This window comes from Bradyrhizobium sp. STM 3566 (assembly GCF_045571445.1).
GTDB classification, from domain to species: domain Bacteria; phylum Pseudomonadota; class Alphaproteobacteria; order Rhizobiales; family Xanthobacteraceae; genus Bradyrhizobium; species Bradyrhizobium vignae.
In genome coordinates, this window is the sequence record NZ_CP120692.1 from 3,898,506 (window position 1) to 3,922,622 (window position 24,117).

At 60.7% G+C, this 24,117-nt stretch carries 39 protein-coding genes and 1 tRNA gene; 16 read left to right on the forward strand and 24 right to left on the reverse strand.

Annotated features, from left to right (window positions below; all coding sequences use genetic code 11):
• Positions 1-16 precede the first annotated feature (16 nt).
• The 5 genes from P6U27_RS18690 to P6U27_RS18710 all read left to right on the forward strand — a co-directional run bounded on the left by P6U27_RS18690 (position 17) and on the right by P6U27_RS18710 (position 4,151).
• Complete coding sequence (locus P6U27_RS18690; protein WP_407194395.1) at positions 17-289, forward strand: hypothetical protein; 273 nt, start codon at positions 17-19, stop codon at positions 287-289.
• Positions 290-291: 2 nt separating this feature from the next.
• Entirely contained in the window at positions 292-1,920 is a 1,629-nt protein-coding gene (locus P6U27_RS18695; protein WP_407194396.1) for a hypothetical protein, read from the forward strand.
• Positions 1,921-2,185: 265 nt separating this feature from the next.
• A complete protein-coding gene (locus tag P6U27_RS18700) occupies positions 2,186-2,965 on the forward strand; it encodes a TIGR04255 family protein (RefSeq protein ID WP_407194397.1) in 780 nt (259 codons plus the stop codon).
• The gene (locus P6U27_RS18705) at positions 2,962-3,636 is read left to right on the forward strand and encodes a hypothetical protein (protein WP_407194398.1); all 675 of its coding nucleotides are present in this window, start codon (positions 2,962-2,964) and stop codon (positions 3,634-3,636) included. Before P6U27_RS18700 ends, P6U27_RS18705 begins: the two co-directional genes overlap by 4 nt.
• A 242-nt stretch (positions 3,637-3,878) precedes the next feature.
• On the forward strand, positions 3,879-4,151 hold the full coding sequence (locus P6U27_RS18710; RefSeq protein ID WP_407194399.1) for a hypothetical protein: 273 nt from the start codon (positions 3,879-3,881) through the stop codon (positions 4,149-4,151).
• A gap of 16 nt (positions 4,152-4,167) precedes the next feature.
• Here the strand turns inward: P6U27_RS18710 and P6U27_RS18715 are convergent, their stop codons facing one another.
• The 6 genes from P6U27_RS18715 to P6U27_RS18740 form a co-directional block, all read right to left on the reverse strand.
• The gene (locus P6U27_RS18715; RefSeq protein ID WP_407194400.1) at positions 4,168-4,350 is read right to left on the reverse strand and encodes a YodC family protein; all 183 of its coding nucleotides are present in this window, start codon (positions 4,348-4,350) and stop codon (positions 4,168-4,170) included.
• A 96-nt stretch (positions 4,351-4,446) separates the two neighbouring features.
• Entirely contained in the window at positions 4,447-4,689 is a 243-nt protein-coding gene (locus P6U27_RS18720; RefSeq protein ID WP_209296668.1) for a hypothetical protein, read from the reverse strand.
• A 2-nt stretch (positions 4,690-4,691) separates the two neighbouring features.
• A complete protein-coding gene (gene tnpC / locus P6U27_RS18725) occupies positions 4,692-6,344 on the reverse strand; it encodes an IS66 family transposase (RefSeq protein ID WP_407194401.1) in 1,653 nt (550 codons plus the stop codon).
• A gap of 45 nt (positions 6,345-6,389) precedes the next feature.
• Positions 6,390-6,737, reverse strand: coding sequence for an IS66 family insertion sequence element accessory protein TnpB (gene tnpB, locus P6U27_RS18730; protein ID WP_209296670.1), 348 nt, complete (start codon positions 6,735-6,737; stop codon positions 6,390-6,392).
• A 79-nt stretch (positions 6,738-6,816) separates the two neighbouring features.
• Positions 6,817-7,140 (reverse strand): transposase, encoded by a 324-nt coding sequence (locus tag P6U27_RS18735; protein WP_407121615.1) that lies wholly within the window; start codon positions 7,138-7,140, stop codon positions 6,817-6,819.
• Between the two features lie 156 nt (positions 7,141-7,296).
• Positions 7,297-7,887 (reverse strand): hypothetical protein, encoded by a 591-nt coding sequence (locus P6U27_RS18740; RefSeq protein WP_407194402.1) that lies wholly within the window; start codon positions 7,885-7,887, stop codon positions 7,297-7,299.
• A 436-nt stretch (positions 7,888-8,323) separates the two neighbouring features.
• On the opposite strand from P6U27_RS18740, the gene P6U27_RS18745 reads away from it, so the two are divergent.
• Together P6U27_RS18745 and P6U27_RS18750 are read left to right on the forward strand one after the other, a co-directional pair.
• Complete coding sequence (locus P6U27_RS18745) at positions 8,324-8,662, forward strand: hypothetical protein (protein ID WP_407194403.1); 339 nt, start codon at positions 8,324-8,326, stop codon at positions 8,660-8,662.
• Positions 8,659-9,066 carry a hypothetical protein gene (locus P6U27_RS18750; protein ID WP_407194404.1) on the forward strand — a complete coding sequence of 136 codons (408 nt, stop codon included), beginning with the start codon at positions 8,659-8,661 and terminating at the stop codon, positions 9,064-9,066. The genes P6U27_RS18745 and P6U27_RS18750 overlap by 4 nt, the downstream gene beginning before the upstream one ends.
• Positions 9,067-9,601: 535 nt before the next feature.
• Here P6U27_RS18750 and P6U27_RS18755 read toward each other — a convergent pair.
• The 4 genes from P6U27_RS18755 to P6U27_RS18770 all read right to left on the reverse strand — a co-directional run bounded on the left by P6U27_RS18755 (position 9,602) and on the right by P6U27_RS18770 (position 12,016).
• Positions 9,602-9,678 (reverse strand) — tRNA-Pro (locus tag P6U27_RS18755).
• 116 nt (positions 9,679-9,794) lie between these two features.
• Positions 9,795-10,280 carry a DUF192 domain-containing protein gene (locus tag P6U27_RS18760; RefSeq protein ID WP_129145704.1) on the reverse strand — a complete coding sequence of 162 codons (486 nt, stop codon included), beginning with the start codon at positions 10,278-10,280 and terminating at the stop codon, positions 9,795-9,797.
• Positions 10,281-10,394: 114 nt separating this feature from the next.
• Positions 10,395-10,988 carry a cold-shock protein gene (locus P6U27_RS18765; protein WP_407194405.1) on the reverse strand — a complete coding sequence of 198 codons (594 nt, stop codon included), beginning with the start codon at positions 10,986-10,988 and terminating at the stop codon, positions 10,395-10,397.
• 266 nt (positions 10,989-11,254) lie between these two features.
• A complete protein-coding gene (locus tag P6U27_RS18770) occupies positions 11,255-12,016 on the reverse strand; it encodes an SIR2 family NAD-dependent protein deacylase (protein WP_407194406.1) in 762 nt (253 codons plus the stop codon).
• Between the two features lie 252 nt (positions 12,017-12,268).
• On the opposite strand from P6U27_RS18770, the gene P6U27_RS18775 reads away from it, so the two are divergent.
• A complete protein-coding gene (locus P6U27_RS18775; RefSeq protein ID WP_407194407.1) occupies positions 12,269-12,433 on the forward strand; it encodes a hypothetical protein in 165 nt (54 codons plus the stop codon).
• 79 nt (positions 12,434-12,512) lie between these two features.
• On the opposite strand, the gene P6U27_RS18780 is transcribed toward P6U27_RS18775, so the two are convergent.
• Positions 12,513-12,797: a hypothetical protein gene (locus P6U27_RS18780; protein WP_122406684.1), complete on the reverse strand. Its 285-nt coding sequence runs from the start codon at positions 12,795-12,797 to the stop codon at positions 12,513-12,515.
• 313 nt (positions 12,798-13,110) lie between these two features.
• Here P6U27_RS18780 and P6U27_RS18785 point away from each other — a divergent pair, with 313 nt between their 5' ends.
• Positions 13,111-13,305: a hypothetical protein gene (locus tag P6U27_RS18785; protein ID WP_407194408.1), complete on the forward strand. Its 195-nt coding sequence runs from the start codon at positions 13,111-13,113 to the stop codon at positions 13,303-13,305.
• A gap of 85 nt (positions 13,306-13,390) precedes the next feature.
• Positions 13,391-13,516, forward strand: coding sequence for a hypothetical protein (locus tag P6U27_RS18790; RefSeq protein ID WP_283810994.1), 126 nt, complete (start codon positions 13,391-13,393; stop codon positions 13,514-13,516).
• On the opposite strand, the gene P6U27_RS18795 is transcribed toward P6U27_RS18790, so the two are convergent.
• From P6U27_RS18795 to P6U27_RS18810, 4 genes are all read right to left on the reverse strand, one after another.
• Complete coding sequence (locus P6U27_RS18795) at positions 13,513-13,710, reverse strand: hypothetical protein (RefSeq protein WP_209294316.1); 198 nt, start codon at positions 13,708-13,710, stop codon at positions 13,513-13,515. The two genes, P6U27_RS18790 and P6U27_RS18795, sit on opposite strands and share 4 nt — an antisense overlap.
• 638 nt (positions 13,711-14,348) lie before the next feature.
• Entirely contained in the window at positions 14,349-14,483 is a 135-nt protein-coding gene (locus tag P6U27_RS18800; protein ID WP_283810521.1) for a hypothetical protein, read from the reverse strand.
• A 366-nt stretch (positions 14,484-14,849) separates the two neighbouring features.
• The gene (locus P6U27_RS18805) at positions 14,850-15,107 is read right to left on the reverse strand and encodes a hypothetical protein (RefSeq protein ID WP_209294298.1); all 258 of its coding nucleotides are present in this window, start codon (positions 15,105-15,107) and stop codon (positions 14,850-14,852) included.
• Positions 15,108-15,173: 66 nt separating this feature from the next.
• Complete coding sequence (locus P6U27_RS18810) at positions 15,174-15,470, reverse strand: HU family DNA-binding protein (RefSeq protein WP_008558895.1); 297 nt, start codon at positions 15,468-15,470, stop codon at positions 15,174-15,176.
• Between the two features lie 419 nt (positions 15,471-15,889).
• Between P6U27_RS18810 and P6U27_RS18815 the strand changes: the two genes are divergently transcribed.
• Positions 15,890-16,192 carry a hypothetical protein gene (locus P6U27_RS18815; protein ID WP_122403337.1) on the forward strand — a complete coding sequence of 101 codons (303 nt, stop codon included), beginning with the start codon at positions 15,890-15,892 and terminating at the stop codon, positions 16,190-16,192.
• Between the two features lie 673 nt (positions 16,193-16,865).
• Here the strand turns inward: P6U27_RS18815 and P6U27_RS18820 are convergent.
• Together P6U27_RS18820 and P6U27_RS18825 are read right to left on the reverse strand one after the other, a co-directional pair.
• Positions 16,866-17,093, reverse strand: a complete 228-nt coding sequence (locus P6U27_RS18820) for a hypothetical protein (protein WP_122403338.1) — start codon at positions 17,091-17,093, stop codon at positions 16,866-16,868.
• A complete protein-coding gene (locus tag P6U27_RS18825; RefSeq protein ID WP_407194409.1) occupies positions 17,087-17,320 on the reverse strand; it encodes a hypothetical protein in 234 nt (77 codons plus the stop codon). The genes P6U27_RS18820 and P6U27_RS18825 overlap by 7 nt, the downstream gene beginning before the upstream one ends.
• A 91-nt stretch (positions 17,321-17,411) precedes the next feature.
• On the opposite strand from P6U27_RS18825, the gene P6U27_RS18830 reads away from it, so the two are divergent.
• The gene (locus P6U27_RS18830; RefSeq protein ID WP_209294295.1) at positions 17,412-17,603 is read left to right on the forward strand and encodes a DUF3072 domain-containing protein; all 192 of its coding nucleotides are present in this window, start codon (positions 17,412-17,414) and stop codon (positions 17,601-17,603) included.
• A 58-nt stretch (positions 17,604-17,661) separates the two neighbouring features.
• Positions 17,662-17,814 (forward strand): hypothetical protein, encoded by a 153-nt coding sequence (locus P6U27_RS18835; RefSeq protein ID WP_407194410.1) that lies wholly within the window; start codon positions 17,662-17,664, stop codon positions 17,812-17,814.
• A gap of 505 nt (positions 17,815-18,319) precedes the next feature.
• Here the strand turns inward: P6U27_RS18835 and P6U27_RS18840 are convergent.
• From P6U27_RS18840 to P6U27_RS18855, 4 genes are all read right to left on the reverse strand, one after another.
• Complete coding sequence (locus P6U27_RS18840) at positions 18,320-18,583, reverse strand: hypothetical protein (protein ID WP_407194411.1); 264 nt, start codon at positions 18,581-18,583, stop codon at positions 18,320-18,322.
• Positions 18,583-18,783: a hypothetical protein gene (locus tag P6U27_RS18845; RefSeq protein WP_122403343.1), complete on the reverse strand. Its 201-nt coding sequence runs from the start codon at positions 18,781-18,783 to the stop codon at positions 18,583-18,585. The genes P6U27_RS18840 and P6U27_RS18845 overlap by 1 nt, the downstream gene beginning before the upstream one ends.
• 298 nt (positions 18,784-19,081) lie before the next feature.
• On the reverse strand, positions 19,082-19,345 hold the full coding sequence (locus P6U27_RS18850; protein WP_162500288.1) for a hypothetical protein: 264 nt from the start codon (positions 19,343-19,345) through the stop codon (positions 19,082-19,084).
• Between the two features lie 279 nt (positions 19,346-19,624).
• Complete coding sequence (locus P6U27_RS18855) at positions 19,625-19,816, reverse strand: CsbD family protein (protein WP_122403344.1); 192 nt, start codon at positions 19,814-19,816, stop codon at positions 19,625-19,627.
• Between the two features lie 341 nt (positions 19,817-20,157).
• On the opposite strand from P6U27_RS18855, the gene P6U27_RS18860 reads away from it, so the two are divergent.
• Positions 20,158-20,358: a hypothetical protein gene (locus P6U27_RS18860; RefSeq protein WP_122403345.1), complete on the forward strand. Its 201-nt coding sequence runs from the start codon at positions 20,158-20,160 to the stop codon at positions 20,356-20,358.
• A gap of 216 nt (positions 20,359-20,574) precedes the next feature.
• Here the strand turns inward: P6U27_RS18860 and P6U27_RS18865 are convergent, their stop codons facing one another.
• The gene (locus P6U27_RS18865; protein WP_407194412.1) at positions 20,575-20,913 is read right to left on the reverse strand and encodes a hypothetical protein; all 339 of its coding nucleotides are present in this window, start codon (positions 20,911-20,913) and stop codon (positions 20,575-20,577) included.
• 536 nt (positions 20,914-21,449) lie between these two features.
• Positions 21,450-21,857, reverse strand: coding sequence for a hypothetical protein (locus P6U27_RS18870; RefSeq protein ID WP_407194413.1), 408 nt, complete (start codon positions 21,855-21,857; stop codon positions 21,450-21,452).
• Between the two features lie 469 nt (positions 21,858-22,326).
• Between P6U27_RS18870 and P6U27_RS18875 the strand changes: the two genes are divergently transcribed.
• Positions 22,327-22,779, forward strand: coding sequence for a VOC family protein (locus tag P6U27_RS18875; protein ID WP_407194414.1), 453 nt, complete (start codon positions 22,327-22,329; stop codon positions 22,777-22,779).
• Positions 22,780-23,084: 305 nt separating this feature from the next.
• Positions 23,085-23,723 carry a glutathione S-transferase family protein gene (locus P6U27_RS18880; RefSeq protein ID WP_407194415.1) on the forward strand — a complete coding sequence of 213 codons (639 nt, stop codon included), beginning with the start codon at positions 23,085-23,087 and terminating at the stop codon, positions 23,721-23,723.
• A gap of 220 nt (positions 23,724-23,943) precedes the next feature.
• Here the strand turns inward: P6U27_RS18880 and P6U27_RS18885 are convergent, their stop codons facing one another.
• Positions 23,944-24,111 (reverse strand): hypothetical protein, encoded by a 168-nt coding sequence (locus P6U27_RS18885; RefSeq protein ID WP_122403350.1) that lies wholly within the window; start codon positions 24,109-24,111, stop codon positions 23,944-23,946.
• Between the last annotated feature and the right edge of the window lie 6 nt (positions 24,112-24,117).

Sequence of the window (24,117 nt, forward strand, 5' to 3'; positions counted from 1 at the left end):
AGGAACCAGGGCAAGCATGACTATTCTCGATGGGAAGAAGCCACAGCTTTACACTAGCGTGCCAACTTCCGACGGTCGGTTCATGATCGGAGCGATGCTAGAGGGACGGACGACAATCATGTCTTCGTTTGTTGGGTCGCATGAAGAGGTCGAGGCAATTTGCCTCGACTGGAATAGACGAGAGATGGACCGCTACGCTGCTGAAAGCAAAAGTCAGGTCGACAAGCAAATGAATGAAGGGTGGCCGTCGCTAGAGGAAATCGCAGCAATGCACGGGATCAAGCTTTAGCCATGCCCAACATCCGCAGTTTCGACGCGCCCCAAGGCCTCGGGATCAATCCGACCGAAACAGGCATCAATGCCACCGCGGCCGCCGCTCGCCGCATCGGCTCATCCTACCGCGAGGCGGCTGACGCCTATGCTGATCTCGGCAGCCGGATCGGCTCGACAATCCGGGACGTCGGCGACATTGCGGTCAAGTACGAGGACCACCGCGAAATCAGCGCGGGCGCTGCCAAGTTTGCCGAACTGCAGGACAACCTCACCCAGGAATGGAACGAGCGCGCCAAGACCGCTGATCCGAACGATCCGTCCGTTGCAGCAAAATTCCGCGAGGAGGTGGTCGAACCCGCACTTGAGAAATTCTCCGGTGCCTTCAATACCGAGAACAGCCAGCGCTTTGCCGAGCAGAAGGTCGAATATCTCCGTAACCACATGTTCCAGAAGACGGCCGCGGACATGTCGACGCTGGCCGGCATCGCGGTGCGAAAGAACCTCGCCGACACCACGACCTCGATGACGAACACGGCGATCACCGATCCGTCTTCGGTGCCGACGCTGCTCAGTGGCCTCGACCATTCGATTTCCGGCGTCGTCGGGTCAAGCCCGACGCTGAGCGCGACGGATGCAGCGCGTGTCACGTCAGAGGTCTCGACGGAGGTCAAGCGCAAGATCGTCCACGCCGGCGCGATCGGCGCGATCCAGAAGTCGAGCGATCCGGAGCGAACCGCCGAGGACTGGATCAAGAAATATCCCGATCTGATCGACGGCAGCGAGGCCAAGGCGCTGGCGATAAACGCTCGGCAGCAAATCCGCGCGCGGAACTATGACGAGCAGGTCGAGCGGCGCCGCGCCAAGGAGGCGGCGCAGGACAAGTCGACCGAGCTCAGCAACCAGTACCTGATCGACGTGCGCTCGCGCGATCCTCGCATTGCCAGCGACCCGACCGCAGTGAAGATCCTCAACGACCCGAACCTGACCAAGCAGGACAAGAACAATCTGCTCAACTACGTCGACCGCACGCTGAAGCCGGAGACTGACACCAGGATCAGCCAGCAGACCTTCGTCGGATTGCTGCGCGACCTGCGCGCGCCGGATGCCGACCCCGACAAGGTGATGCAAAAGGCATGGGACGCCCGGCTGATGGACCCTGGCAAGGCTGGCAGTCTCACCGAGCACGACTTCAACCAGTTCCGGCAGGAGGTGGTCGCCCGCAAGACGCCGGAAGGCGCGGCACTGGAGTGCGACCGGGCGCTGTTCTTCAAGCAGTATGCCGGCACGATCGCGGGCCCGCAGTACAGCGCGGCCGTCGGCGACCCCAAGCTCTACAATGCCGAGGCCGACGCCCGGCGGATGGAATCGATGCTGCGAAGCAAGGGGCTAGACCCGCACCTCGCCTATGACCCGTCGTCGGAATACTTCCTGGGCCGGCCGCAGCGGCTGCAGAAGTGGCAGCAGTCGATGCAGATGGACCTGCAACTCCGCGCCGAGGGCCCGGCCGCCGCCACCCCGACGCGCCCCGAGGTGCCGTTCGAGCTCCGCGGCATCGCCGCACTGTCCTACAGCAAGAGCCGCAACATGTGGCGGGATGACACATCCGGCAAACTCTACGACGCCTCCGGCAAGGAGGTCGGGAAGTGAGCGATGACAGTCCGCCGGGGGCTTCTTCTGATGCCTGGGGCACTAGGGGCGCCTGGCTGATCGGGGCGGCCCTTTGACCAGGTGATGGCCGGCGCTGCGCCGAGAGGTGCAACGAAGCATTGAACTGCTGCATACCAAAGAGTTTCAGCGCCCGTGGGCTTCAGGCACTCGTAGTGGGTTTGGACCTTAAATCGCCGTTCATCTGTTTTGATTTACTGTGCGTTAGGAATTTGCTAGCGGATCTACGTGGAACCGGACCGAGCATATGGATTTTGAGCCCGTAAATGCGGATCATGCAGTGCAATCCGCGACCTTTTCGGTGGCATTCGATGGTCCTGTGTCCCCAGCTTCCGTGCAGGCTTTGGGTCGCCGTCGCGATCTAACTAGCGAGCTTCCCGCAGTCCAAAATCCAGAGGGAATCGAGCTAAACATCGCTCCGTCTGGCACTCCGGCGCCCCGTCGCATGCAGGGCGTACAGCTCGCTCATCTCCGGCCGGATGGTACGCCCGCATGGGCCTTGCGCTTGATGGGGCAAGAATTAGCTGTGGACTGCACTCGGTACACCAGATGGGCCCGGATTTGGGACACTGCCCAGCGGTATCTCAGGGTGGGCCTCTCAGTGATCCCGTCAGGTGACCGAAGCCGCAAAGTCACCGTTCTGGGTCATACGGTGGTGGATCAGTTTGTCGCGAATCGAGACGAATATGAGCTGTCCGAACTTCTGAAGAAGAGCCGTTTCATGGCCAATCTAACGTTTGAGGCCGGTCCCACATGGCATAACCATGTAGGATGGTTTGAGAAAGGAAGTGATTCGCACCTATGGTTGAATCAACTCAATGTTGATGCCATACGAGAGCCTAACTCAGGCCAGCTACTCGTTTTGGTGACCCATAATCAGGAGGTTAGATTTGCGGCACCGCTAGAGCTAACTGCGGTTGATGACTGTCTCGATGAAACGATGAATAAGCTTCACTCACAGAACAAGCTCGTTTTGGAAGAGTTGCTCAGCCCCGAAATGTCGAAGAAGATTGGTCTAGGCGGATGAACCATAACACTCTGAACGCATTTCGAGACGCCAACGCCGCCGCTGATTATCTGGCGTCTGATGATTTTTATGACGAGTCGGAAGAAGTTAGTGCCTATGATGTCGCGCTGGTAACAACGGCACGTTCTCTGCGACCCGGTCTTGGCTTGGCGCGCGATCCCTACCTTTCTGGGTCCTTCTCCACTTGCTCACAGGGTGTTGGCAAGTCTGGATGGATGGTCATCGGCCACTTTCCGATCGGATCTGAGCAGCAGCTTTACCTCATTGAGGCAAAAGACGAGAAGCTGCCATTTGCACCAGCTGAAACGGTCGCGGACAAGATAGTCCGTGAACTTGGCAGGGTGAAAGATGGGTGGGCAGGTCCAGGGACGGTTGCGCCTTCGAAACGTGTATTGGCCGATGTCGAAACTGTTGCGATGCGGCTTCCGCTTAATTTGAAAACTCCGATGATTGACATCGATGAAGAGGACGGCTCCGTCGCGCTGCGGTGGATTGCGGCAGACAAAGAGAGTTCGTTTTCCCTCGTGTTTCGAGGCAATGGCAAAGTCTTGGGCGTGCTTGCAACCATCGATCCTCCACGTTCCGTCTCCTGGAGTTTAGGGGTGCGCGAGGAAGTTCAGATCGCGTTCAAGCTGGAAGAAAATTCGGTCCGAAATCTTATTGCGAGCTGAGCATGCCTTGCGCACAGGTATGTGCTCGCGAACTAGTTTCGAGAGATCCCGGCGTTTCTCCAGGAGTTGTTCACTCGGAAGAGAGCATCTACCGGGGAATATTCCCGTCACAGATCAAAGGTGGACTAAAGGCCTCAGTCGTCACCGCTTCGCATCTCTGGAACGGTCAGCTTTCAGTTTGGCGGTTGGGCGAGACGGTTGCGCTTCAGCTGCCTGAGCTCCTGCAGCTTTTAGAGCCACTGATGGTTCGACCGAACGGCGAGCAGTTTCATCAACTCCGACCGGCAAGCGTTGCCGCCATTCGGGCATACGAAGTAAATGATGAGCGCGGCTTTTCCGTTCTAGACGAATGTGATCTCGACGATCAGGGCAGCAAACATCCAGCACACGCTCACATCGCGATTTGCGAGCGCCTGCGGGAGAAGATCACGCGCGATGATGAAGTGTTCGCAGGTTTACAGGAATGGCTGAAACTTCTCTTCGAGAAAAGTCCGCCAATTTGGGAGCGGACGTAAAACGTTTCTTCCACTGCTATTTTCGATGAACTGGGTCGAGCATTTCCGGTGCAAATGTCTCCCATTTCGGCGTGTACTCGGTGCCGTTCACGTTAAACCAATAACACGTACAGCCACCGCTTGAGTTCGCATTAGAAATTGTCATGACAGGCCCGCCTGATTTGAGCTTGACCGTGTCGCCCTTCTTAAATTCTGCCATCGGTTGCTTCCTGAGCTAAGTTCTCGGAATAGGATTCCGCATCCTTGGGGCGGGCACAAGCTCCGTATCCATCCGGGCTAGACCGCGGACAGGAGCTCACCGATCCCAGCGCTTGAGGAGCTCGGGGTCGTCCTTGTGCATCCTGATGAGCTCGGTCAGGTTCTCGATGCCGAAGTCGGTGAACGCCATGACCTGGTCGTCACCTATGCCGTAAACCCAGATGACGCCATCCTCAGTGTCCATTCCGTTGGCCACGTCCCAGAGCCAGTCCTCGTCTTCGCCGAGGTCTTTTGCGACGCGAGCGATGGTGAAGACGGCGTGAACCTTGTTGACGTGCATGGCTACGCCGCCGGGGCGGAGGACCTCGGCGCAGGAGGCGTCCAGTTCCAGGGCAGCAACTCGCGCAGGCGGTTCTGCGGCATGTCGGCGATGCGCGCGAAGACGTCGGCAAGCCAGGCTTTCGGGTCGATGTCGTTGAGACGCGCCGTCATGAGAAGCGTGGCCATCACGGCAGCCCGCTCGGCGCCGCGATCAGAACCGGCGAACAGCCATGCCTTTCTTCCCAGAGCAAAACCGCGCAACGCTCGCTCCGCTGCATTGTTCGTCATGCAGATCCGTCCGTCGTGGACAAGGCGGGCAAAGCCCTCCCAGCGGTTGAGCAGATAGTTGATCGGCTTAATCACGTTGGACGAGCGTGAGAGCCGGGCAGATTCCGCTCGGAGCCAAGCCTCAAGGTCGGTCAGCAGTGGCGCGCTTCTCTCCCGGCGGATCTGCAGCCGCTCCTCAGCGCTCAGCCCATAGATGTCGCGCTCGATCTCGAACAATTGGTCAATCCGACGAACCGCTTCCAGCGCAATGGGCGAGATCGCGGTCGCCGATCTTCCGCGGCGAGCGTTCTGGGCGATGTCGGCAAGTTCGAAGAACGCCCTCCGTCCATGTGCCCAACAGAAGGCGGGCGTGGCCGGCAACGCCTTGCGTCCGGGATCGAAGAGAGCGTTGAACCCGCTATAGGCATCGGCCTGCAGGATGCCAGCGAAGTTCTGAAGATGCCGCGCGGGATGCTCGCCGCGCCGATCACGTGAGGCGTAGAACAGCGCCGCCGGTGGATCTCGCCCGCCGAATGGCCGATCGTCGCGAACATAGGTCCAAATCCGGCCGGTATCTGCTTTCCCTTTCGCCAGGATCGGTATCTTGGTGTCGTCACCGTGGAGCCTGTCGGCGGAGAGCACATAGGCTTCGATCAGTTCAAAGAGCGGCCTGACCGCAAAGGCTCCTGCGCCCACCTGGTCCGCCAGCGTCGAGACCGACAGGTCGATCCCCTCGCATTTGAAGCGCTGGCTCTGTCGGTTCAACGGCTGATGCTGACCAAATTTGTCGTACAGGATCGTCGCCAGAAGCTGCGGTCCGATATAGCCCCGGGCTGTGGCATGGAACGGCGCCGGCGGCTGCGTGATCGCCTCGCAATCCCGACAACTGAACTTCTCCCGGACTGTGTCGATCACCTTGAACCGGCGTGGGATCTCCTCCAGTGTCGAGGTCACGCTTTCGCCGAGCTTCGACAGCCGCGTCGACCCGCAGCAGGGGCATTGCGTCGGAGCCGGCAGGATGACGCGTTCTCGCTCGATGTCGTCGGGGAAGGGCTGACGCACCGGCCGCTTGCGCTCAAACGAACGCACCTCTGTCTGCGTCTTCTCGGCCGCCTTCTCGGCGGCCAGCTCATCCTCGGTCGCCCCCGCCTCGAGTTCCTCAAGCTCTAGCTCCAGCTGATCGAGCAGCCGCGCCGACCGCTCGGAGCGTGCGCCATATATCGTGCGTCGTAGCTTCTCGATCTCGAGCTTGAGGTGGGCAATCAGCGCTTCGGTGCTCGATTGCTTCGCCTGGGCATTGGCCGCTTCAGCAAGCCTGGCTTCCGCCGCAAGCCTGGCAGCGCGCTCGGCCAGGATCATTGCATGCGCGGCGACAAGATCGGGCGGCAGGTCGGCGCTGGAGTCCATAGCCAGATGGAATCACATTCGCGGCCAAACTCAAATAACAAAGTCTCAGCCCACACTGGTCGGACGCCAGGACTCCTGGGGATTGCGCCAGTCGATGCCGGACAACAGATAGCTCATCTGCGCCTGCGAGATCGACACTACGCCGTCCGCCAGCGACGGCCAGACAAAACGACCTCTCTCGAGTTTTTTCGTAAACAGGCATGCTCCCTGGCCGTCATGCCAGATCACTTTCAATAGATCGCCTCTGCGTCCGCGGAAGCAGAACAAATGACCACTCAGCGGATCGCGGCGCAGCACCTCTTGCACCTGCAGTGACAATGAGGCGAAGCCTTTACGCATGTCGGTGTGGCCCGTCGCCAGCCACACCCGAACTCCCGTAGGAACCGGAATCATCGCGGATCCAAAACCTCGATGATCCGGCGAAGCGCCTCAACGTCAACGCCCGCATCAACAATGACCCGCCGCCTGCCGGTTAGCTCGATCTCGATCCGACGCTCCGTCGAATGTACGGTCGCGCTCTCCGATGACGCCGCCACCGACGCCGCGGGCACCCCTCGGCCACAACTGCCCTGACAAAGCCAGCCTCGGATTTGGTCCCCGTCGCCGCGAAGGCTCTTCGCCAGGTCACCAATAGAGAACGCGACAAGCCGTACCGCCGGGCTGTCGCCGCAACCAGGCGCGGCTCGGATAGGCTCTCCAAAACAATCCGCGCCTTCTCTTCCTCAGACCAACGCCGCCGCCGGCCCGTATCAACCACTTCCAGTCGATTCAACGTACTGATCGTATGGCTGTCCATACGTACAGTTCTCAACCATCAGGCCAGCCCGCCGCAAGGCGTCTCTCCTCGGAGGCTTACCAAGCTCCATTTGCAGTGGATTGACATTCTGAAGCCTTTGACGGGCCCCGACTCAGGCGCGCGCCTTTCTGCCTTCGGCGACTTTGTTCAAGAGGCTCAGTTGCGCCGGAGCGCACGCTCAAAATCGCTCACGAAATCTTCCGCTTGCTGCTGAGCCAGTCGAAGCTTGGTCACCGCCTCGCCCAAGGTTCGGCTGTCAAACAGAATAGAATTCAGCTGCTTGTTAAATTCAGCAGGATCGAAAGTGAAATGTTGGATGTCTGCGATGTGTTGCGCGGCCGCCATGTTAATGATGTTTCGTGCGGCATTACGCGCGTGCAAAGCCGCTGTTTCCATCGAATTGAGGAAGTTGTTCAGACGATGCATCTCTTCCGTTGTGAGAGCGATGCCAGCGCCGAATCGAGGCTGTTGATCTAGAAGATGCGCTCCAGATCTCGCATGCGCCTGCTCCAGAACCCGAAGAACCGATTCAGCTGCTTCAAAAGTGTCCTCAAGGTTGCGACGCAGGGTGCGGAGCTGTTGTCTCACATGATCAAGCGTTGGTTCACCGGCAGGAGGAATGCCCTCCCGCTGTTGGCGCAGCATTAGCCAGGTAGATGCTATAGTTGCCACGCTCGAGAGGGCCGACAGTGACTGAATGATTACGTCCAGAAACTCTGGATCTATCTCGGTATCTCGCTTTTGCATGTTTTCCCCGGCCCTGAAATCGGCACTCTGCGCCCGCGTCTTTGTTCCGCAACCACAGGGCGCACGCAAGCGGTTTCCCCCCATTTGAGGGGAATTGTTAATTGAAAAATCACCAAATCAGTGATGGATTGGTCAGTGGGCCTTAGAACCCTGACCTTGAGAGCGACAGCGACCGCTTGGCGGCGGTAGTGTCGAGCGCGACGAGCCTTGGCGGGCTTTTAGCGCAGTGGCTGCACCTTGGCGGGTGCGCCGACCTGGCTGTGACGTATCACGGCCGGGGTGGCGTAGCAATGCCTTGGGCCGCCAAGCCCACGGCTGATGTCCAAGGGGAAACCCCAAAGGCTACGCCGCGAGTCCTCAAGGCTCGTTCTAAGACCCCGGCTTTGCCGTCCGTCACGGCGATCGGCCCTTAGAAGCCAAACCTTGAGAAACCACCATGAAAACCACCATAGGAAGGCCAGCGGACTCCGCTGGTGAGCTTTACCGTCGAACCGACATTTCCCCCGAGCAGTTCTTCCAGGCGCTGGGGCGACTCCGCAAAGAGGCCCAGGACGAAATCGAGCGGCTGCTCGCCTTCCTCGATAGCACCGAGCCGGACCCGGACCTGGAGCCGTCCCTTGCCAGCCTCGGAGAGCATCATACCGACCAAACGCGATGGGCAGCAGGTGATCGGCGCGACCTTGAGCAAGATCCCGCGGAATCCGGCATCGACGATTGGAAAGGCCTGTATGAGCAGGTCGGCACGCAAGACTGGCAGCAGGGAGCGATGGCATGAGCAAGAAACCAAGCCGTCTTGCTCTAACGCGCCGTCGCGAGGCCGCGATACAGCGTCGAGAGTGGCGCAACTCGCCGGAAGGTAGGTTGGATGCCGCCGGCCGATCGAAGTACGAGCAGATGAACCGCCGTGCCCTTTGGTTGGCGATAGAGTGGCACCTGCCGCGCTGTCCAAAGATCGGGCGCACCATCACCGCGGAACTCGTCGACTACTGCCAGATCCATGGCGTGAGCGTGGAATGGCTGATCCGCGGCGACCTCAAGGGCCTGCAGCGAATGATGGAGGAGCGGCGCGCGCGCTCTGCGGCGGCGACACCTGAGAGCCTCAAGGAGAAGCTAAGCCGCCTCAGTGACTCCGAGCGTGAGATCATTCGCAGGATGATTGGGCAGATGGAGTTGTCATGAAGCGCACCCCCGATAGCGGCTGGCGGCGCACGCCCGCCGGCTGAGAGCACACGATACTGAGGCCCGCCTGCTTACGCTGGCGGGCCTCTCTACTGGCCACACCAGCTAGTCCTTGCGGCGCAGGGTGCTGTCGATGGCCAGCACTGCGACCAGAACAACCACGAGCAAGATCCATCCGATCGCTGCAACACCCATTCTGCGCCCCCGCTACCCTCGCGGAAACTGCGCCAACAGGTTGAACATGTCCCTGAGTCAAATTGACTCGCCGCTGCAGTAAACGCGAAATCCACCGCGTGAATGGCCTCACGGGTGGTTGGGTCAGATCGGCGCCTTGTCCGGAAGCCCGGGGACATCTGCGGCCTTGCCCTCACGGGGGCCGGTTAGAAACTCGGGAGACGGCGACTAGCGCTGCCCTTATCCGAGGAAGCCCAAAGCTACCACCCTCACCGCTCCTGCACAACCTTCCCATGGCATTCCCAGCAATATTTTCTGGGAAGATTAGAGCAGCGACGCGAGGCTAAGTGATTGATTTTGTTGGTCGGGGCAGCTGGATTCGAACCAACGACCTGCAGTACCCAAAACTGCCGCGCTACCAGGCTGCGCTATACCCCGAATGTCCGGCAAGCCTTGTCGATACACGCTTCCCAAGGCGCCAGCAAGCTTCCAAAGGCGCCAGCAAGCGTCCAAAGCCGCCCGCAAGGCCGGCAAGCGCCGGGGGCCTGCCCGCCTTATTTGCTGCCGAACAGAGGGTGGCCGACGCGATCACCAGGGCGGATGCCGTACTTTTGCGCCGTTCCCGCCACCACCTCCAGCACTGCCCGGGCGGGCCCCCGGGACGAGATGATTTTCGTCGACAACGGCTCGGTGTTCTCGGCGATGCGCAGGATGCGGCCGTCGGCGCGGATGAAGATCATGTCGAGCGAGACGTAAGTGTTCTTCATCCACATCGACACTTCCTGCTCGGGATTGAAGTCGAACAGCATGCCTTTGCCGTCGGCCAATTCCTTGCGATACATCAGGCCGGTCTGCTTCTCCTCCTCGGTCGTTGCCATTTCCACCGAGAACACCTGCACGCCGTTCTTGGTGACGATCTCGAGCGGCTGGAAGCTGGCGGCGCCGACAGGTGCGCTCGCGACGGCCAAGCCGGCGACGACGAGGATGGCGCCAAGCCAGCCCTTCGCAACGGACCAGACGGCCTTTCGATCAAAGTTCATGGGGGCTCTCAAGGCGTGGGACTTGGCCAGTCCTTACGCGGCGACCGCCGGAAAGGAAAGAGGCGCGCCAGCCAGCCGGCACGCCTCTGCTCACGATTGCGGGAACTCGAGCCTTTAGTGCGACTGCAATCCCGGCGATCCGGTTTCCGGATGGATCTCGGCCGCCATCATGCCCTTGGAGCCGGGCCCGAAGCGCACCAGGACATACTGGCCTGGCCTGAGCTCGGTCATGCCGAAGCGGCGCAGCGTCTCCATGTGCACGAAGATGTCGGGCGTGCCCTCGCCGCAGGTCAGGAAGCCGAAGCCGCGCAGCCGGTTGAACCATTTGACCTGGGCCCGTTCCAGCCCGCTGGTCGGGGTCACCGTGACATGGGTGCGCGGCGGCAGCATTTGCGCCGGATGGATCGCGGTCGACTCGTCCATCGAGACGACGCGGAAGGCTTGGTAACCCTTGGCGCGCTGGATGCATTCGACGACGACGCGGGCGCCTTCATAAGCCGTCTGGAAGCCGTCGCGCCTAAGCACGGTGACGTGCAGGAGGACGTCCGGCCAGCCATTGTCGGGAACGATGAAGCCATAGCCCTTGGAGGCGTCGAACCATTTGATGACGCCACGGACCTCGACGAGGTTGGCGCCGGTCTCACCAAGCCCGCTGAATGGATTGAGTGCGCCCTCGCGGCCGGCACCGCCGTGTTCGCCCGGCGTCATTCGCCCGGGCGAAGTGCCCTGTCCGGGAACTCCAAGCTTCTTGGACTCAAATCCGTCCGACGACCCCATAACCCCGGACCCCACACTGCCATGCTACCCGCCACATTGGCGGCGCTCGAATCACGCGTCTTAAGAGATTGTTCTCGGTTCGACGCGACGCGAATCTTCGACTCAAAAGATAACACTCCCGGTTGCGGCGCATAGACAAAAAAGAGATTCGCCGGAACCTATGAACAGCTTGCACAGCCGCGAATCAAACTGATGCCTCAATTGCCGACAAAGGGCCCGAGAGTCGCGCCGATGTCGTGGTGGATGACGAGGTCGGCGATGTCATCCTGATCCGTCGGCTCGCGATTGATGATCACGAGACGTGCACCTGCGCGCCTGGCCATCATCGGAAAGCCCGCGGCCGGCCAGACCACGAGCGAGGAACCGATCGCGATGAAGAGATCGCAGGCTTGCGACAGCGCGGTTGCTCGCTGCATCTCGTCATCCGGCATCATCTGGCCGAAGGAGATCGTGGCGGTCTTCACCGGCTCGTCGCACGTGGTGCAGTTGGGCGCCGCGCCATCGTCGTCGAAACGGCGCTTCACCCAATCGAGCTGATAGGCCTGCCCGCATCCGATGCAGCCCGCATAAGTGGTATTTCCGTGAAGTTCAATCACGTGTTCGGGCGCAAAGCCCGAGGCCTGGTGCAGATTGTCGATGTTCTGGGTGATGACCGCGGGAACCTTGCCGGCGCGGTAGAGCGAGGCCAGCGCGCGATGGCCGCGGCCGGGCTTCGCCGCCGCGAAGACCTCCTCCATCGCGAAGCGCCGGCGCCAGGATTCGTCCCGCGCCTCTTGGCTCGCAACGAACTCGTCGAATGGGATCGGACGGTTACGCGTCCAAATTCCACCCGGCGAACGGAAGTCGGGAATGCCGCACTCGGTCGAGATGCCGGCTCCGGTGAACGGCACGATGGTTCTGGCCTCGGCGATCATGCCGCCGAGGCGCTCGATGCCGCTCTGAAGATCCGATGCGATCAATCGCGCCTCCCGACTCGTTTTGCCTGACAGCAACATGCGCAAGCGGCAAGATCGTTGACTCTCTTATCAAGCGCGAACGCAATGCGCTCCGCAATTTTTCCCGGCCTACGCTTATCACAATCCTGCAATGCCTCCTCCCCATTGACGCCCCATTCAGGAGCGCCAATGGATGTGTTGACGCGACTCAACGTGATTGCGGCGGCAGCGCTTGAGTTCGGATGTGCACATACTCGGGTGTAGAGGGGATTTGACATGACCGAAGACGAAGAACGCAAGGTTCGTGAGCGCGACGAGATCGCCGCCCGTGTCGCCGCCTTCCGTGCCACGCAGGAAAAGTTCAAGCGCGAGCGCGAAGAACATTTCGTGTCGACACTGGAGAACGCCCGCAAGGTCGAGCGGCCATCGCTCTGGCCCTAGCATCATCGCGCAAGCAGGCGCGAAGGCGTACGAATGAAAAAAGCCCGGAGCATCGCTCCGGGCTTTTCGCTATTGGGGATTACCAATGCCGCCAGTGGTGGTGGCGGTAGTACGGTCCGCCATAATAGGCGTAGGGGCCCGGTCCGTAGTAATAGCTCGGGCCGTCATAGTAGGCGTAGCCGGGACCGTAATAGCCATAGGGGTGGGAGGCGGCGATCGCGCCCGCGGTGATCGCGCCGGCGGCAAGGCCGAACGCGAGGCCCGGGCCGATGCCGCGGCCACGCGCCTCAGCCGGTGCAGGCGCCGCGACGGCGGTCACGCCGACGGCCGCGATGGTGGCCAGAACTGCCAGTGTTTTCTTCATGATGTCCTCCTTCGCGTCTCGCGGGATAACCCCGGGCACCTGCCATGGTTGCGCGACCGGCAGAAACGACCACGGTGGAAAAATCTCGATGCAACGGGAACGAAATCGCCGAATGCAGATTGATTCGTCAGGTGTGAGCCTTGGCCATCCGGGTAGAGGCATCAGCACGTAACCCCGTCAGCATCTCCGCGATGCTGGCGGGGTTTTCAGTCTCACGGGAGCAAATGGCAGCAGACCACCATTGCTGCCAGCGGGGTGGACGATCGAGGAGGAAGGTTTGCCCTTATCCGCTTTGCTGGCCCGTATTCGCAAATTGGTTCCCAGATCCGACGATGAGCATTACGACGAGATCGTCCGCAGCTTCGGTGTCGGCGCGCTGCGCCCGCCGCCGACGCCGATGAGCGACCGCGAGCTGGCGCAGGCCATCGCCGAGTTCCTGAAGCAGCAGCCCTCGAGCGAATCCGTCGCGACCCTCGGCCGCCGGCTCGATCCCTCCTCTCCCGTCTGAGTTTCTTTGCGAGAGCAAGGAACCAGGATTGCGCGCAGACGTTGAGTTCCCTTACGCTGAGCGGAAAGTGGAAAGAGACCCCGAGATGCCCGCGTGGCTTGAGGTTTTGCTCAATCTGGTCGGCTATGCCGGCTTCGTGGCGCTCGCCTCGCGCGGCGCCGCCAGCCCGCAAGCGCCGGCCGACGATCGCAGCTACGGCGATGACAGCTAATTAGCGCGCGCCGTCTGGCCTGCCGTGCGCACCAGCCGGTCGGCCTTGATCGCAACGCGCGTGTCCTCCGCCTGCGGCCGCAGCGAGAAGCTGATCACCACGAAGGTAAGACAGAACAGCGTGCCGACGACGGCGACGCGCCGGTAGGTGTGCCGGTCGCCTTGAAAAAAGGACGGCTCCGAAAAAGGCATCATGGCAAAATTGCTTCTTGGCAAAGTCGTTTCTTGCTTGTCTTTGCCCGACACCTACCCCAACCCGCGGCAAGCGCAACGCGATTGGGCTTTTAACCTAACCGAAAAGGGTTATCGGCATCGGTGCAAGTTATCGTTAGGCAGACCAGAGGCGGCACCTCTGCCGCAAGCAGCGGTGAAAGAGCGGCCGGCTTTGTTCCAGCTTCGACTCCATTTCGTTCCCGAAGAACGAATCGGAATCACGGAAAACGGCGCGGAGCAGTTCTTAACGAATCCTCTTGCGACCTCGATCAGGCCGGCACACTTCCATGCGGCTCCTCCTTCACCACATTGCTTGCGGACAAGACAGCGGCGGGGACTGCGCCAGCATCACGCCATCTCGTTCCAATACGCGCGGTCGCATCGCCGCGGCCTGGCGCGACCTGTTCTGCATCCGACTCCATTTCGTTTTCGAAGAACGAATCGGAGTCGCAAAAATCAGCGTGGAGCAGTTCCTAATGATTGATGAAAGGGATGATTGATGAAAGCGCGCGCTGTCTCGGACGGCAGGACCCGTCGCAGGCAAATGCTGCGGCGACAAGCAAGCGCGCCCCTCAGAACGAGCCCGCGCCTGCGCATTGCCGCGTGTCGTTGCCGATGGATCAAGCCGCCCGCTTCGACTTGTCTTTCGAGAAGCATTCGAGGATCTGGATGCGGAGCTCTTCTGCGGCGGGCCCCTCGAGCTTCCTGAGCTCGTTCCACAGCCTGATCACTTCGCGCTGCTTTTCGACGGTCATGAGCACCCTCCCAATGGTCCACCAAGGCTGTCCACATTAGAACAAATAGAGAACAAAAAGTCCAGCCCTCGGGAGAGTTTTCGTGCTGAACCTTTTCGGCGCGGCAGAGACCTATGGAAGCTGGGGATTTCAGCGCCCAGTCACGCGGCAGCGCCGCCTGACGAACATACTCCGTCATTGCGGCGCCGTTGCTTTTTGGCATTTCAACTTTAAGTTACGCCCATGCTGACGGCCAGGCGCTGAAATCCCAACGCCGTCGGTGAGAAGAGCCTCGCGCGAAAGCGCGGGGTTTTTCTTGCGATGATTTGTAAGGGCGGATTGCGGCGACCGGAACGAGGTCTCGCCTTCTGCATTGACGGTCCGAAATCAGCGGGCCGGCAACCGCGCGGCGCAGCCGTTCGGCGCGATTGAAGCTCGTTCGGCGCGACTGAAGCTTGCGCCGCGGGACACGCCATCGAGCCGCTGATGATCTGCGAGTTCTGCGAGAACGAAATCCCGATCGGTCTTTCGCTCTGCCCGGCTTGCGGAAAGCCGCAGGGCGCGCCCGGACGGAGCGAGCGGCGCGCGCCGTGATTTGTCCTGATCGTCGTGGCGGTGTTCGGCATCGCCATCGCCGAGCACCACCTCTTCTTCAGCCATTGATCATTGCGCCGTCGCAAGAAGTCCGGCGACGATGACATCGTCGGCGGCTCAGACCGCGTCCTTCGCCACCTTCAAGGGCGAGGCCTTGACCGATTTGCTCGCGGGCTTCGCCGCAAACTGCATCGGCTCCTTGGTGAAGGGATTGATGCCCATGCGGGCTTCGGTCGCCGGCTTGTTCACCACCGACATCTTCACGAAGCCGGGAATGACGAACTCGCCGGACTCGTTGAGCTCCTTGTAGCCGACGGTCGCCATGTACTCGATCACCGACTTCACGTCGTTCTTCGAAAGCTGCGTGCCCTCGGCAATTGCATCGATCAATTGGGTCTTCGTCATCTTCGCCATGTCTGAATTCCTCTGAATGGGGGCGCGCGCAATTCCTGCTGGGGACGCGGCCGAACCGCGGGGGCACGCTGCTGATTCATGCCAGAAGTCATGAAGTGATCGGGCTTAGAACCCATCGAGGCCGAAAACGCAAGCACGGTTCTCGGGGACGCCCGGCCCTAATGATGCCGCCGGACACGCCCACCTTCTTTTTGAACCATTCAGCGGTTGACGCGTCTTATGTTTGAAGTCGCTGAACTTCGCCCCACCAGAGAGCCCCGCTGTCCCCAGGCGGGGCTTTCGCTGTTCGAGAGTCCAGTTGATCCCACCCGCCGCGTCACCTCCGCGTGAAACCTGTGGCTCCGCAGGCATTGTTGACGCTTCAGTAACCTAACGCGGCCAAGCTCCCATCAGGTTCGTTGCGTTGGAGTATCCCCACAGTGCTGGATTTTGACGAGCTGCGTGAACTCGCAGCTGATGTTCGTATTTTCGTCGACGTCGCCGAAGACAAGGCCGAAGCGCTCAGAGCCGTCATCGCGGCTTACGATGTCGTGCTGGCGATCTTCCCCACCGAGGAGGGCATGGGCCTCCACGTCATCAAGGGCAGCGAGATCCTGGACAGGATCGCGAAATCGCGGACGCATGCGATGTACAGCCACACGGCGATCGCGGTTCCCGATCTTGCACATGCAAGAGCGCTCAAGTTCCTGACGGCCCCTGTCGATCAGCGGATTGCGGCCTAAAGCATGATCCGGAAAAGTGCGAAGCGGTTTTCCGGAAAGATCATGCGTAAACAACAAGCTAAAGCGCGATGACGATTCATCCAAATCTCATCGCGCTTTAGTCTTCTGCAGCGCTTGCTTGTCGGCCACGCCGCTCCGCAGCAAAGCGGCGCGTGGTTCATTTCGCCCGACGGCAGAGGTGAACCGCGCATCTGCCGTCAGCGAAGCAGCGCGGGTAGTTCACCCCGATAGAGAACCCCGCCTCCTCAAGGGCGGGGTTTTCGCTTTTGCGCGCTGCATCAGTTCGCCCGGAATTTCAAGCCTCTCTTTGCCGTTGACCCGGTTCCCCTGCCGACGCACCCTCTCGAGGGGGCGGGGTTTGAGGAGGCATTATGCCGAAAACCCTTGTGGAATTCAGAGCGAAGAACCTTCGTTTACTTGAACAGCTTTGTCCCGACGACCCGCGATACATCCAAGCCTGGTTGAAGCAATTCGATGAGCAGAACGGGATCGCGCCCGAAGCTCGTCCGAAGTCCGGCAAAGCCCGACGGGCAGCTTCGCCGAAGAAGGCCGCTTCGCCCGGTCGGGCGAGGTCGGCGCCCTCCTCCTCGGCCTCGGCCCGCTGATCGGCGCAGCGACGTACGCGCCTCGGGCTTCGATCCGATGCACGAGCAACGATACGAGGGCATGGCCCTCACGGAATGTCCGCGGCCTTCCGCCTGTCGCCGATCGAAACCGGCTTGTTCAGGAAATATTCGCGGTTGCCCGTCGCGGCTTCGGCATACTGGTCGATGGCCACGATGATGGCCTGGACGTGGGCATAGCACCACCCTTCCCGCGTCGCTCGTCGGCGAACGTCTTCGAGCGCGGTCAGGAAGGGCGACAGGTCTCTCTCGTCGTCGAACCATCGCCTGCTCACCATGTCCTCCCGCCGAGCACCCTGCCCTTGTTGTGATGCGGTTCCGCATCCTTCAGTGCGTCCCGCTGGGCGCAGAGACTTTCGACCTTCGCCTCCATCCGCGACAGCAGCGCTTCGGCCGAAGCCGTCCCGATGCCCGCCCGCTGCAGCTGGAGGATCTCCTTCCTCTGCCTGCCGATTTGGATGCGCATCCGTTCGATCTCCTGCCTGACAAAATCCAGGTCCGGCATGTTCAGCCTCACGATTTGAATATGGCCCAATGAGAACAAAAACGGAACGACAAGTCCAGTCCGACGTTCTACGGAAAAGCGGAGATTTGCGATGGCGGACAACACCCGGAAGGAACCGAAGGACTGGGTTTCCGGAGGCGACCCGATGACGGGAGCCCAGGAATCCTATCTCAAGACCCTCGCCGAGCAGGCGCACGTAAAGCCGCCCGAGCGCGAGCTGACCAAGGCCGAGGCCTCGGAGCTGATCGACAAGATGCGGCAAGAGGCCGGGCTGGACGAGTGACCCGCATGATTGCAGGGACCCGAGTCCGTGTGTATGCAAACGAAATTGGGAATCGAAAATGCCTTATTTCGTTTGCGCCCGCGACGGTGCCGGGCAGATCATTTTGAAACGGGATACCAGGGAAGCGGCCGAGAAGAAGGCCGCCGAGCTCCGCGACATGGGCTATTTCGAAGTCGAGATCGTCGCGAAGGATGGCGAGAAGACGGCGTGAGGGACTGGACATGGTCGGCGGAGCTGGTTGTGCGTGACCAAACAATCGCTCCGGCATCAGCTGCCATCAAGGTCCGGCCAATCTGCTAATCGCTTCGAGGGTGGACTGCGCGGCAGCAGTCCAACAGGCGCTGACGCCGATCAGTCTCATCCTGACATCCCGATATTCGCGGTCTGGCCTGGTTCGCGCCGGGCTCAATTGCAACAACGAAGCAGCTTAGTCCTCTTCGGCGACACGCCTGCCTAGCTAGCGTCGTCTTGCATGTCCCTGGTCGCGAAGCGGCATCCAAACGCCAGCATGGCCAGGGTGAACGACGAGCCGAGCAGAATTCGGAGAGTCAATTCCATCCCCTCGCTCACATACCTGACGTCGTGCCGGTGCGCGTAACGCTCGGGATGCGCTGCATCGGGCGCTTGAGGAGAACTCGTCAAAGGCACAAGCCAGGCGACGGTGCCGCAAATCGCTGCAACCCTCGCAACCTTGCCTAACCTTGGAAGCCACCGCTTCATGCTTCCCTCAGCACCTTTATAACGCTGAGAATGACGAAAGCACCCAGACCGTAGATGAGCGCATTCACGAGCCACGACATGGCAATGCCGAGGAAGGTGGGTCCGCCGATCGCTCCCCAGAAGAAATATGCGGCGGTGATGCCAGGCCACTCCAGCGAAAGATAAGCGAAGTCGGTCAGCGGCTCGATGGCGAGGAGCAGCGCCGAAATGAGCGCCCCGACGGCCAGTGCGATGACGAGGTTCGTCTTCACGGAGGGCATCAGAGACCCAACAGCCCGGCGACAACAGGGATGAAGAAATAGGCGGCGATCCCGAGCAGGACGCCCACGACAAAGCGTGCAGCGCGGCCGTGAATCTTCGTATCGAGCCAGGCGCAAACGGCGACCGCAGCCTGCCTCAGCCAGCTACCGACGAGGCATCTGACGAGATCGAACAGGAGATCTGCGAAGAATGCGGCCATGGCGTTTAGTCGACCCCATCGCTGGCGGGGTTCAACTGCCGGCCGTTTGACCATGTCGGCCGGCACACTTCGGGATGCGGCGTAAAGCGGGAATTGGGCGAGCCGGCAGTCGGATGGCGTCCGAAGGCATGGCGACTGTCGGATACGGCGACATAGCCCCGAAATCGATAACCGCGAAGATCACCGCGGTCCTCGAGATCTGGGGTCAGTTGGTGGTCTGGAAAACACAAAAAGTCGCGCCGACAGCAAATGGGCGCGACTTTTTCGATGCCAAACTCGATCGGGAACGAGCCGTCGATTACTTCTCTTTGATGACGGTCGTGCCGCTGCTACTACCGACTGTCCCTTCCTCGCAGACTTTGGTCTGCTTGATGCGATCTTCGGCTTCCACGCGGCTCTTGAAAGCCATCGGACCAATCTGTGTTACGACCTCCTTGTCCGCCGGGCGTGTGGTGGTAACCGTGCATTGGCGGCTCGGACCTTGCACGACATAGTACTCATCGGCCAGTGCTGGGGCGGTGCATCCGATGATTAATGCGCCAGCAAGAAGTGGTGCCTTCATTGTCGCCTCTCTCTGTTCAAATGCTGCCGACCGACGCGATCAAGAGAGCTCCATCCTGTCGGCGGCTCTGTAACTCGTGCGGACTGCAAGAGTTCCGAAAGCCCCCTCCAGAGAACAAAGCCTGGAATGAGGCGAAGGTGCCGCAACGGCCAGTTGGTGGATGATGTGCTCAGGGTTTCAGGGCCGCTGCATGGCCCGCGGGCTTTCCTTCCAGAAGCACAAACAAAAACGCCGCCCGGAAGGAGCGGCGAGTGCTAAAACCTAGATAATGAGCGGAACTCACTTCTTCATGGCGTCCGCTGCGTCTCTCGCCGCATCCTTAACGTCACCTGCGGCCTTGTGCACAGCACCTTTCGCCTTGTCCGCCTTGCCTTCCGTTTGAAGGTCCTTGTCGCCGCTCAGCTTGCCGGCGCCTTCCTTAATCGTGCCCTTGGCCTTATCGGCGACACCTTTCACATGCTCGCGATCCATAACGCGCTCCTTCAATCTGGATGACGCCTAAACGCAGGAAAAGGATCAGGGTTCCTCGTACCGCCATTGACGAACAACTCGGCTAAGCAGCCAAATAAGATGTATTTTCTACTGTATTTTCGCGCTTCGACGCCATTTACCAGGAACCAGCCCGCCCGGCTTGGCGGCAACGAAGTTGAACGCATTACCGTCGCTTCGTTTCAATGCGTGCTCGGTGATGCAGAAGTCGCGGAGCGTTGCACATTTACAACCCGCACAGCCATTCGAGGTAGTAAGCTGGGCGATCAGAATGACTGAAACATATTTCGTGTTTACTTCGATCCGATCAGCGGGGGCGAAAAGTGTTTGATGTCTATCGCAATGGCAAGCGGGACTTGCTTGTTCTGAGCAACGGCTCTGCAATACCCGTCGTTTGCTCTCGGAGTAAGTGGCGCAAGAGCAGAATAAGAGTTGTCAAAGTCAGCGATGAAATCAAGTCAGCCGTTCAGCGACAGGGCTATTATGTTCGCAGCTTGCGGGTCACCAAGGAGCGGATGATCTAGCTTCGAGCAGGACGGCGGCTTCTCCAGTGCGCAACTCTACTGTTATTGTCCAGCTATTCCGCGTAACCGCAGGCGAACTGGCTTTGGGAGGTTAGGTCATCGTCGCGCGACCAACTGTGCCAATCCGGCCTCGCTCAGGCGCGTATTCGGCGAAGCTGTTGAACGAGGCAACGGTTCTCGGGCTTCAGCTCCAGCCGCGGCAATTGCGGCATGGTCTTACTTCTTGAGAATGCCGACATCGGTGTTGCCCAAGTTGTCTATGGCGCGATGGGCGGCGGGCGTATCTACCGCGTTATCGTGCGAGGTTGGAGCCTGAGTAACCGAGGAAGCATCCACGTCGCCGCCAGTCGATGCATGGCTGAGCGCATTGCCGACGTTGGGACCGGAGGAGCCAGCAGTGCCGCTTATGGCGTGCCCGGTCGATAGGGTGCCGCCCGCATAACCTGTGGAACTGGTGGCCGCAGTTCCGCCACTGCTCGATTCACCCGCACTCTGCGCCACGGCGAGCGAAGAGCCGCCAACGAGTAAGATCAAGATAATGGCGATGTGGTTCACAGGGCGGTCCTTGACATGAACAACCGGCTCAATGAGTTACACGTCCGATAGTTCCGTACGAGCTACCGCTCCCCCGGCCACACCGCTCCCCCGACCACCATGTCGAAGGCGATACACGTTACCTCTCGACCTGACAGTATCCCCATCGATCACCTGGTTTCAGATGAACCTTTGCAGGTCAGACGAGATGTCGCCCAATCAGCCACACCCAAACCCTCGGCGTCCGGAACGCCCCCCAAGATTCCCGACTCACCCAAGCCCGCACCGCAACAATCGTCGCGGTGCCAGCAGGTGACGTATCCTTGCGGGGTAAATAACAGTGAGACATGCACGGGTATGAGGTGCCAGTGAGAGGCCGCCTCGGCGGTCTCCTCATTTCAGCAGGTTTCCGTGGACGCCTGAAAGCGCTCGGCCGCCAGCTCGCGATTGCGCCACTCGGCCCGCGGCTGGCGCTCGGCCGCCAGCTGTAGACCGGCGACCGTCGTTGCGACCACGTCATCGATCTCCGAATTGCGGTGACAGTGTTGGAAACTCGCCTAATTGCTGTTTGAGTTGAGTGCACTGTCGGCGTAGTTGCCCGCGACGTCATCCAGCCTCTGCTTGCCCGAGAACACCGAGCACATTGCAGCCGGAACTGCGCCGATAAAGCCGAACTGCAAGGCCTCAAACACGCTGACATCGCGCATCAGGAGCCCCGCGCCAGCCGCAAGCGCGTACCCGGACAGCGCTGTCGGAAGAATGCGGGAGAGATGGTGCCGCCTGAGCAACCAGTCCACGAGCGCAGTTACAAGCGCCGGAACGATGCCGATCAGATATCCTCTCCAGATCATGCCCGGCATGACCTGCATGTCGGCAACCGAGCTGTCCTCGTAGAAAGAGAGTGCGCTCAGAATCAGCGTCAGTATCAGCGGGAATATCAGGACGAAAACAAGAAACCGTCTCATACGACCTCGCGGGACTCTCGGGACTCCGCGTCCGAATTGCGCCGCTCTCCGTTCATGGGCGTCAACGATCTCGGCGCCGGAGGCTCATCCCGCCCTGCCCTGCACCGCGATCAGGCAGCCCACGATGTATCGTTTGAACCAAGTCACGGCGAATGAATCTCGTTTCCGGGCATTCGTCGCGGCGAATGCTGCGCTGGTTCACCGCGCTATCGAGTCGATAGTGTCGTGCTTCCGTTCAAAAACTCCGGCCATGTAGATGCAATAAGTGGAAAGGTATGCGTGCGGGGCGAAACGAAAGAATTCGCCGTTAGTAGTAGCGGCTTTGCCCCTCAGCTTCGAGGTACATTGGCAGACAATCATTTTTGCGAGGCTTTTCTGCCCCTGCCGCTCCCCCTACTTTCCTGCTATCTCTCCTCCCGCCGTCCCGGCCCAAAGCAAAACCCTCCGTCAATCCAAGGGAGCAATAACCATGCGATACCTCCACACCATGCTGCGCGTGCGCAATCTCGATGTCGCGCTGAAGTTCTACCAGGATGCGCTGGGCTTGAAGGAGGTGCGGCGGATCGAGAACGAGAAGGGGCGGTTCACGCTGGTGTTCCTGTGCTCGGCGGACGATCTGGAGGCGCTGAAGCAGCAGCCGCCGACGCGGGGGGCGCCGCTGGTCGAGCTCACCTACAATTGGGACGAGGAGACGTACGGCGAGGATCGCTTCTTTGGCCATCTCGCCTATGAGGTCGACGACATCTACGCCACCTGCGAGAAGCTGATGAAGGCCGGCGTCACCATCAACCGTCCCCCCCGCGACGGCAACATGGCTTTCGTCCGGTCGCCGGACCTGCATTCGATCGAGCTGCTGCAGAAGGGCGAGCCGAAGCCGCCGCAGGAGCCGTGGGCATCGATGCCCAACACCGGCCACTGGTAAGCTTGCGCGCCGGAACAAGCGCTCGCGGCGGGCGTTCACCCTCCAGTGATGCGATTGGAGGAGGATGCGATGGCGAGAGGGCTGTTGCTGTGGCTGCTTGGCGTGCCGATCCCGGTGATCATTCTGTTGTGGCTGTTCTTCGGCCGCTGAGCGTCAGATCGAACTTTGCAATGAAAGCTCCGTCGCGTACGGAGCTTTTTGCATGAGGGGCGCGCAGGTATCGCGCATCGCTCCGAGCGCCGAATTCCGCTATCACCCGCAGCAAGGTGGATTTCGACACCGAACAATGCCGCGGGAGACGCTTCATGCCTGACACCAAGCTGACGATTTGGGGCCGCGCCAATTCGGTCAACGTGCAGAAGGTGCTGTGGTGCCTCACCGAGCTTGGCCTTGCTTACGAGCGGATCGATGCCGGCATGCAATACGGCAAGACCCGCGAGGCCGAGTATCTCGCGATGAACCCCAACGCGCGGATCCCGACGCTGGTCGAGGGCGACTTCATGCTTTGGGAGTCCAATTCGATCATGCGCTATCTCTGCCTCGCGCATGGGCGCGGCACGCCGATCTATCCGGAGGCGCCGAAGCAGCGCGCCTCGGTCGACCGCTGGCTCGACTGGACGCTGTCGACGGTGCAGCCTGTCGACCGCCCGGTGTTCTGGGGCATCGTGCGCACGGCGCCCGCCGAGCGCGACATGATCCAGGTGCAGCGCGATGCCGATGCCGCGGCCGAGGTCTGGGCCATCGCCGACCGCCTGCTCGCCACCCGCCGCTTCATCGAGGGCGAACAATTCACGCTGGCGGACATCGCGATCGGGTCCTATGCGCGGCGCTGGCTCGGCGTCGAAGGCATCAGCCGGCCGGCGCAGCCGCACCTCACCCGCTGGCTCGCCGAGCTCGGCAAACGGCCCGGATTTGCGCAATTCGTCGCACCGCCGATGTCGTGAGCGCCGGCGCGGCGCAAGCTGCGACGATCGCGCGAGGAACCGTCGTCGGAGCAAGCCGCGCGACCGATCGGCCGCATCTTTCGACCATGGCATCATACCCCTGTTTTGCCCGACGCCTCAAGCTCGATTTCGCAAAATCATAATTCTGAAAAACATAAGCATTTGCCGCGGCTTGGCTACTGTGCATGGGGTTGTTTTCGCGGTTTTTGTTTTTGGGGCCCTAGCGCCAGCCGCGCTCGACCACCACCACGCAGATGATCAGCAACAGAGTCACCGCGGCGGTGGCGAGGCGCGCGGTCCAGCTGAGGCCGCGGCCGACCCACAGCAAAAGCGCGCAATACATCAGCACGGGGACGATGATGTCGAGCCGTATCAGATCCGCAGGCATGGCACA

What these genes read in the sequence shown, in the direction of transcription:
- P6U27_RS18690 (WP_407194395.1), top strand. Translation starts at nt 17, where the DNA reads ATGACTATTCTCGATGGGAAGAAGCCACAGCTTTACACTAGCGTGCCA.
- P6U27_RS18695 (WP_407194396.1), top strand. Translation starts at nt 292, where the DNA reads ATGCCCAACATCCGCAGTTTCGACGCGCCCCAAGGCCTCGGGATCAAT.
- P6U27_RS18700 (WP_407194397.1), top strand. Translation starts at nt 2,186, where the DNA reads ATGGATTTTGAGCCCGTAAATGCGGATCATGCAGTGCAATCCGCGACC.
- P6U27_RS18705 (WP_407194398.1), top strand. Translation starts at nt 2,962, where the DNA reads ATGAACCATAACACTCTGAACGCATTTCGAGACGCCAACGCCGCCGCT.
- P6U27_RS18710 (WP_407194399.1), top strand. Translation starts at nt 3,879, where the DNA reads ATGGTTCGACCGAACGGCGAGCAGTTTCATCAACTCCGACCGGCAAGC.
- P6U27_RS18715 (WP_407194400.1), bottom strand. Translation starts at nt 4,350, where the DNA reads ATGGCAGAATTTAAGAAGGGCGACACGGTCAAGCTCAAATCAGGCGGG.
- P6U27_RS18720 (WP_209296668.1), bottom strand. Translation starts at nt 4,689, where the DNA reads ATGCACGTCAACAAGGTTCACGCCGTCTTCACCATCGCTCGCGTCGCA.
- tnpC (WP_407194401.1), bottom strand. Translation starts at nt 6,344, where the DNA reads ATGGACTCCAGCGCCGACCTGCCGCCCGATCTTGTCGCCGCGCATGCA.
- tnpB (WP_209296670.1), bottom strand. Translation starts at nt 6,737, where the DNA reads ATGATTCCGGTTCCTACGGGAGTTCGGGTGTGGCTGGCGACGGGCCAC.
- P6U27_RS18735 (WP_407121615.1), bottom strand. Translation starts at nt 7,140, where the DNA reads ATGGACAGCCATACGATCAGTACGTTGAATCGACTGGAAGTGGTTGAT.
- P6U27_RS18740 (WP_407194402.1), bottom strand. Translation starts at nt 7,887, where the DNA reads ATGCAAAAGCGAGATACCGAGATAGATCCAGAGTTTCTGGACGTAATC.
- P6U27_RS18745 (WP_407194403.1), top strand. Translation starts at nt 8,324, where the DNA reads ATGAAAACCACCATAGGAAGGCCAGCGGACTCCGCTGGTGAGCTTTAC.
- P6U27_RS18750 (WP_407194404.1), top strand. Translation starts at nt 8,659, where the DNA reads ATGAGCAAGAAACCAAGCCGTCTTGCTCTAACGCGCCGTCGCGAGGCC.
- P6U27_RS18760 (WP_129145704.1), bottom strand. Translation starts at nt 10,280, where the DNA reads ATGAACTTTGATCGAAAGGCCGTCTGGTCCGTTGCGAAGGGCTGGCTT.
- P6U27_RS18765 (WP_407194405.1), bottom strand. Translation starts at nt 10,988, where the DNA reads ATGACGCCGGGCGAACACGGCGGTGCCGGCCGCGAGGGCGCACTCAAT.
- P6U27_RS18775 (WP_407194407.1), top strand. Translation starts at nt 12,269, where the DNA reads ATGACCGAAGACGAAGAACGCAAGGTTCGTGAGCGCGACGAGATCGCC.
- P6U27_RS18780 (WP_122406684.1), bottom strand. Translation starts at nt 12,797, where the DNA reads ATGAAGAAAACACTGGCAGTTCTGGCCACCATCGCGGCCGTCGGCGTG.
- P6U27_RS18790 (WP_283810994.1), top strand. Translation starts at nt 13,391, where the DNA reads ATGCCCGCGTGGCTTGAGGTTTTGCTCAATCTGGTCGGCTATGCCGGC.
- P6U27_RS18795 (WP_209294316.1), bottom strand. Translation starts at nt 13,710, where the DNA reads ATGATGCCTTTTTCGGAGCCGTCCTTTTTTCAAGGCGACCGGCACACC.
- P6U27_RS18800 (WP_283810521.1), bottom strand. Translation starts at nt 14,483, where the DNA reads ATGACCGTCGAAAAGCAGCGCGAAGTGATCAGGCTGTGGAACGAGCTC.
- P6U27_RS18810 (WP_008558895.1), bottom strand. Translation starts at nt 15,470, where the DNA reads ATGGCGAAGATGACGAAGACCCAATTGATCGATGCAATTGCCGAGGGC.
- P6U27_RS18820 (WP_122403338.1), bottom strand. Translation starts at nt 17,093, where the DNA reads ATGGTGAGCAGGCGATGGTTCGACGACGAGAGAGACCTGTCGCCCTTC.
- P6U27_RS18825 (WP_407194409.1), bottom strand. Translation starts at nt 17,320, where the DNA reads ATGCCGGACCTGGATTTTGTCAGGCAGGAGATCGAACGGATGCGCATC.
- P6U27_RS18830 (WP_209294295.1), top strand. Translation starts at nt 17,412, where the DNA reads ATGGCGGACAACACCCGGAAGGAACCGAAGGACTGGGTTTCCGGAGGC.
- P6U27_RS18835 (WP_407194410.1), top strand. Translation starts at nt 17,662, where the DNA reads ATGCCTTATTTCGTTTGCGCCCGCGACGGTGCCGGGCAGATCATTTTG.
- P6U27_RS18840 (WP_407194411.1), bottom strand. Translation starts at nt 18,583, where the DNA reads ATGCCCTCCGTGAAGACGAACCTCGTCATCGCACTGGCCGTCGGGGCG.
- P6U27_RS18845 (WP_122403343.1), bottom strand. Translation starts at nt 18,783, where the DNA reads ATGGCCGCATTCTTCGCAGATCTCCTGTTCGATCTCGTCAGATGCCTC.
- P6U27_RS18850 (WP_162500288.1), bottom strand. Translation starts at nt 19,345, where the DNA reads ATGAAGGCACCACTTCTTGCTGGCGCATTAATCATCGGATGCACCGCC.
- P6U27_RS18855 (WP_122403344.1), bottom strand. Translation starts at nt 19,816, where the DNA reads ATGGATCGCGAGCATGTGAAAGGTGTCGCCGATAAGGCCAAGGGCACG.
- P6U27_RS18870 (WP_407194413.1), bottom strand. Translation starts at nt 21,857, where the DNA reads ATGAGACGGTTTCTTGTTTTCGTCCTGATATTCCCGCTGATACTGACG.
- P6U27_RS18875 (WP_407194414.1), top strand. Translation starts at nt 22,327, where the DNA reads ATGCGATACCTCCACACCATGCTGCGCGTGCGCAATCTCGATGTCGCG.
- P6U27_RS18880 (WP_407194415.1), top strand. Translation starts at nt 23,085, where the DNA reads ATGCCTGACACCAAGCTGACGATTTGGGGCCGCGCCAATTCGGTCAAC.
- P6U27_RS18885 (WP_122403350.1), bottom strand. Translation starts at nt 24,111, where the DNA reads ATGCCTGCGGATCTGATACGGCTCGACATCATCGTCCCCGTGCTGATG.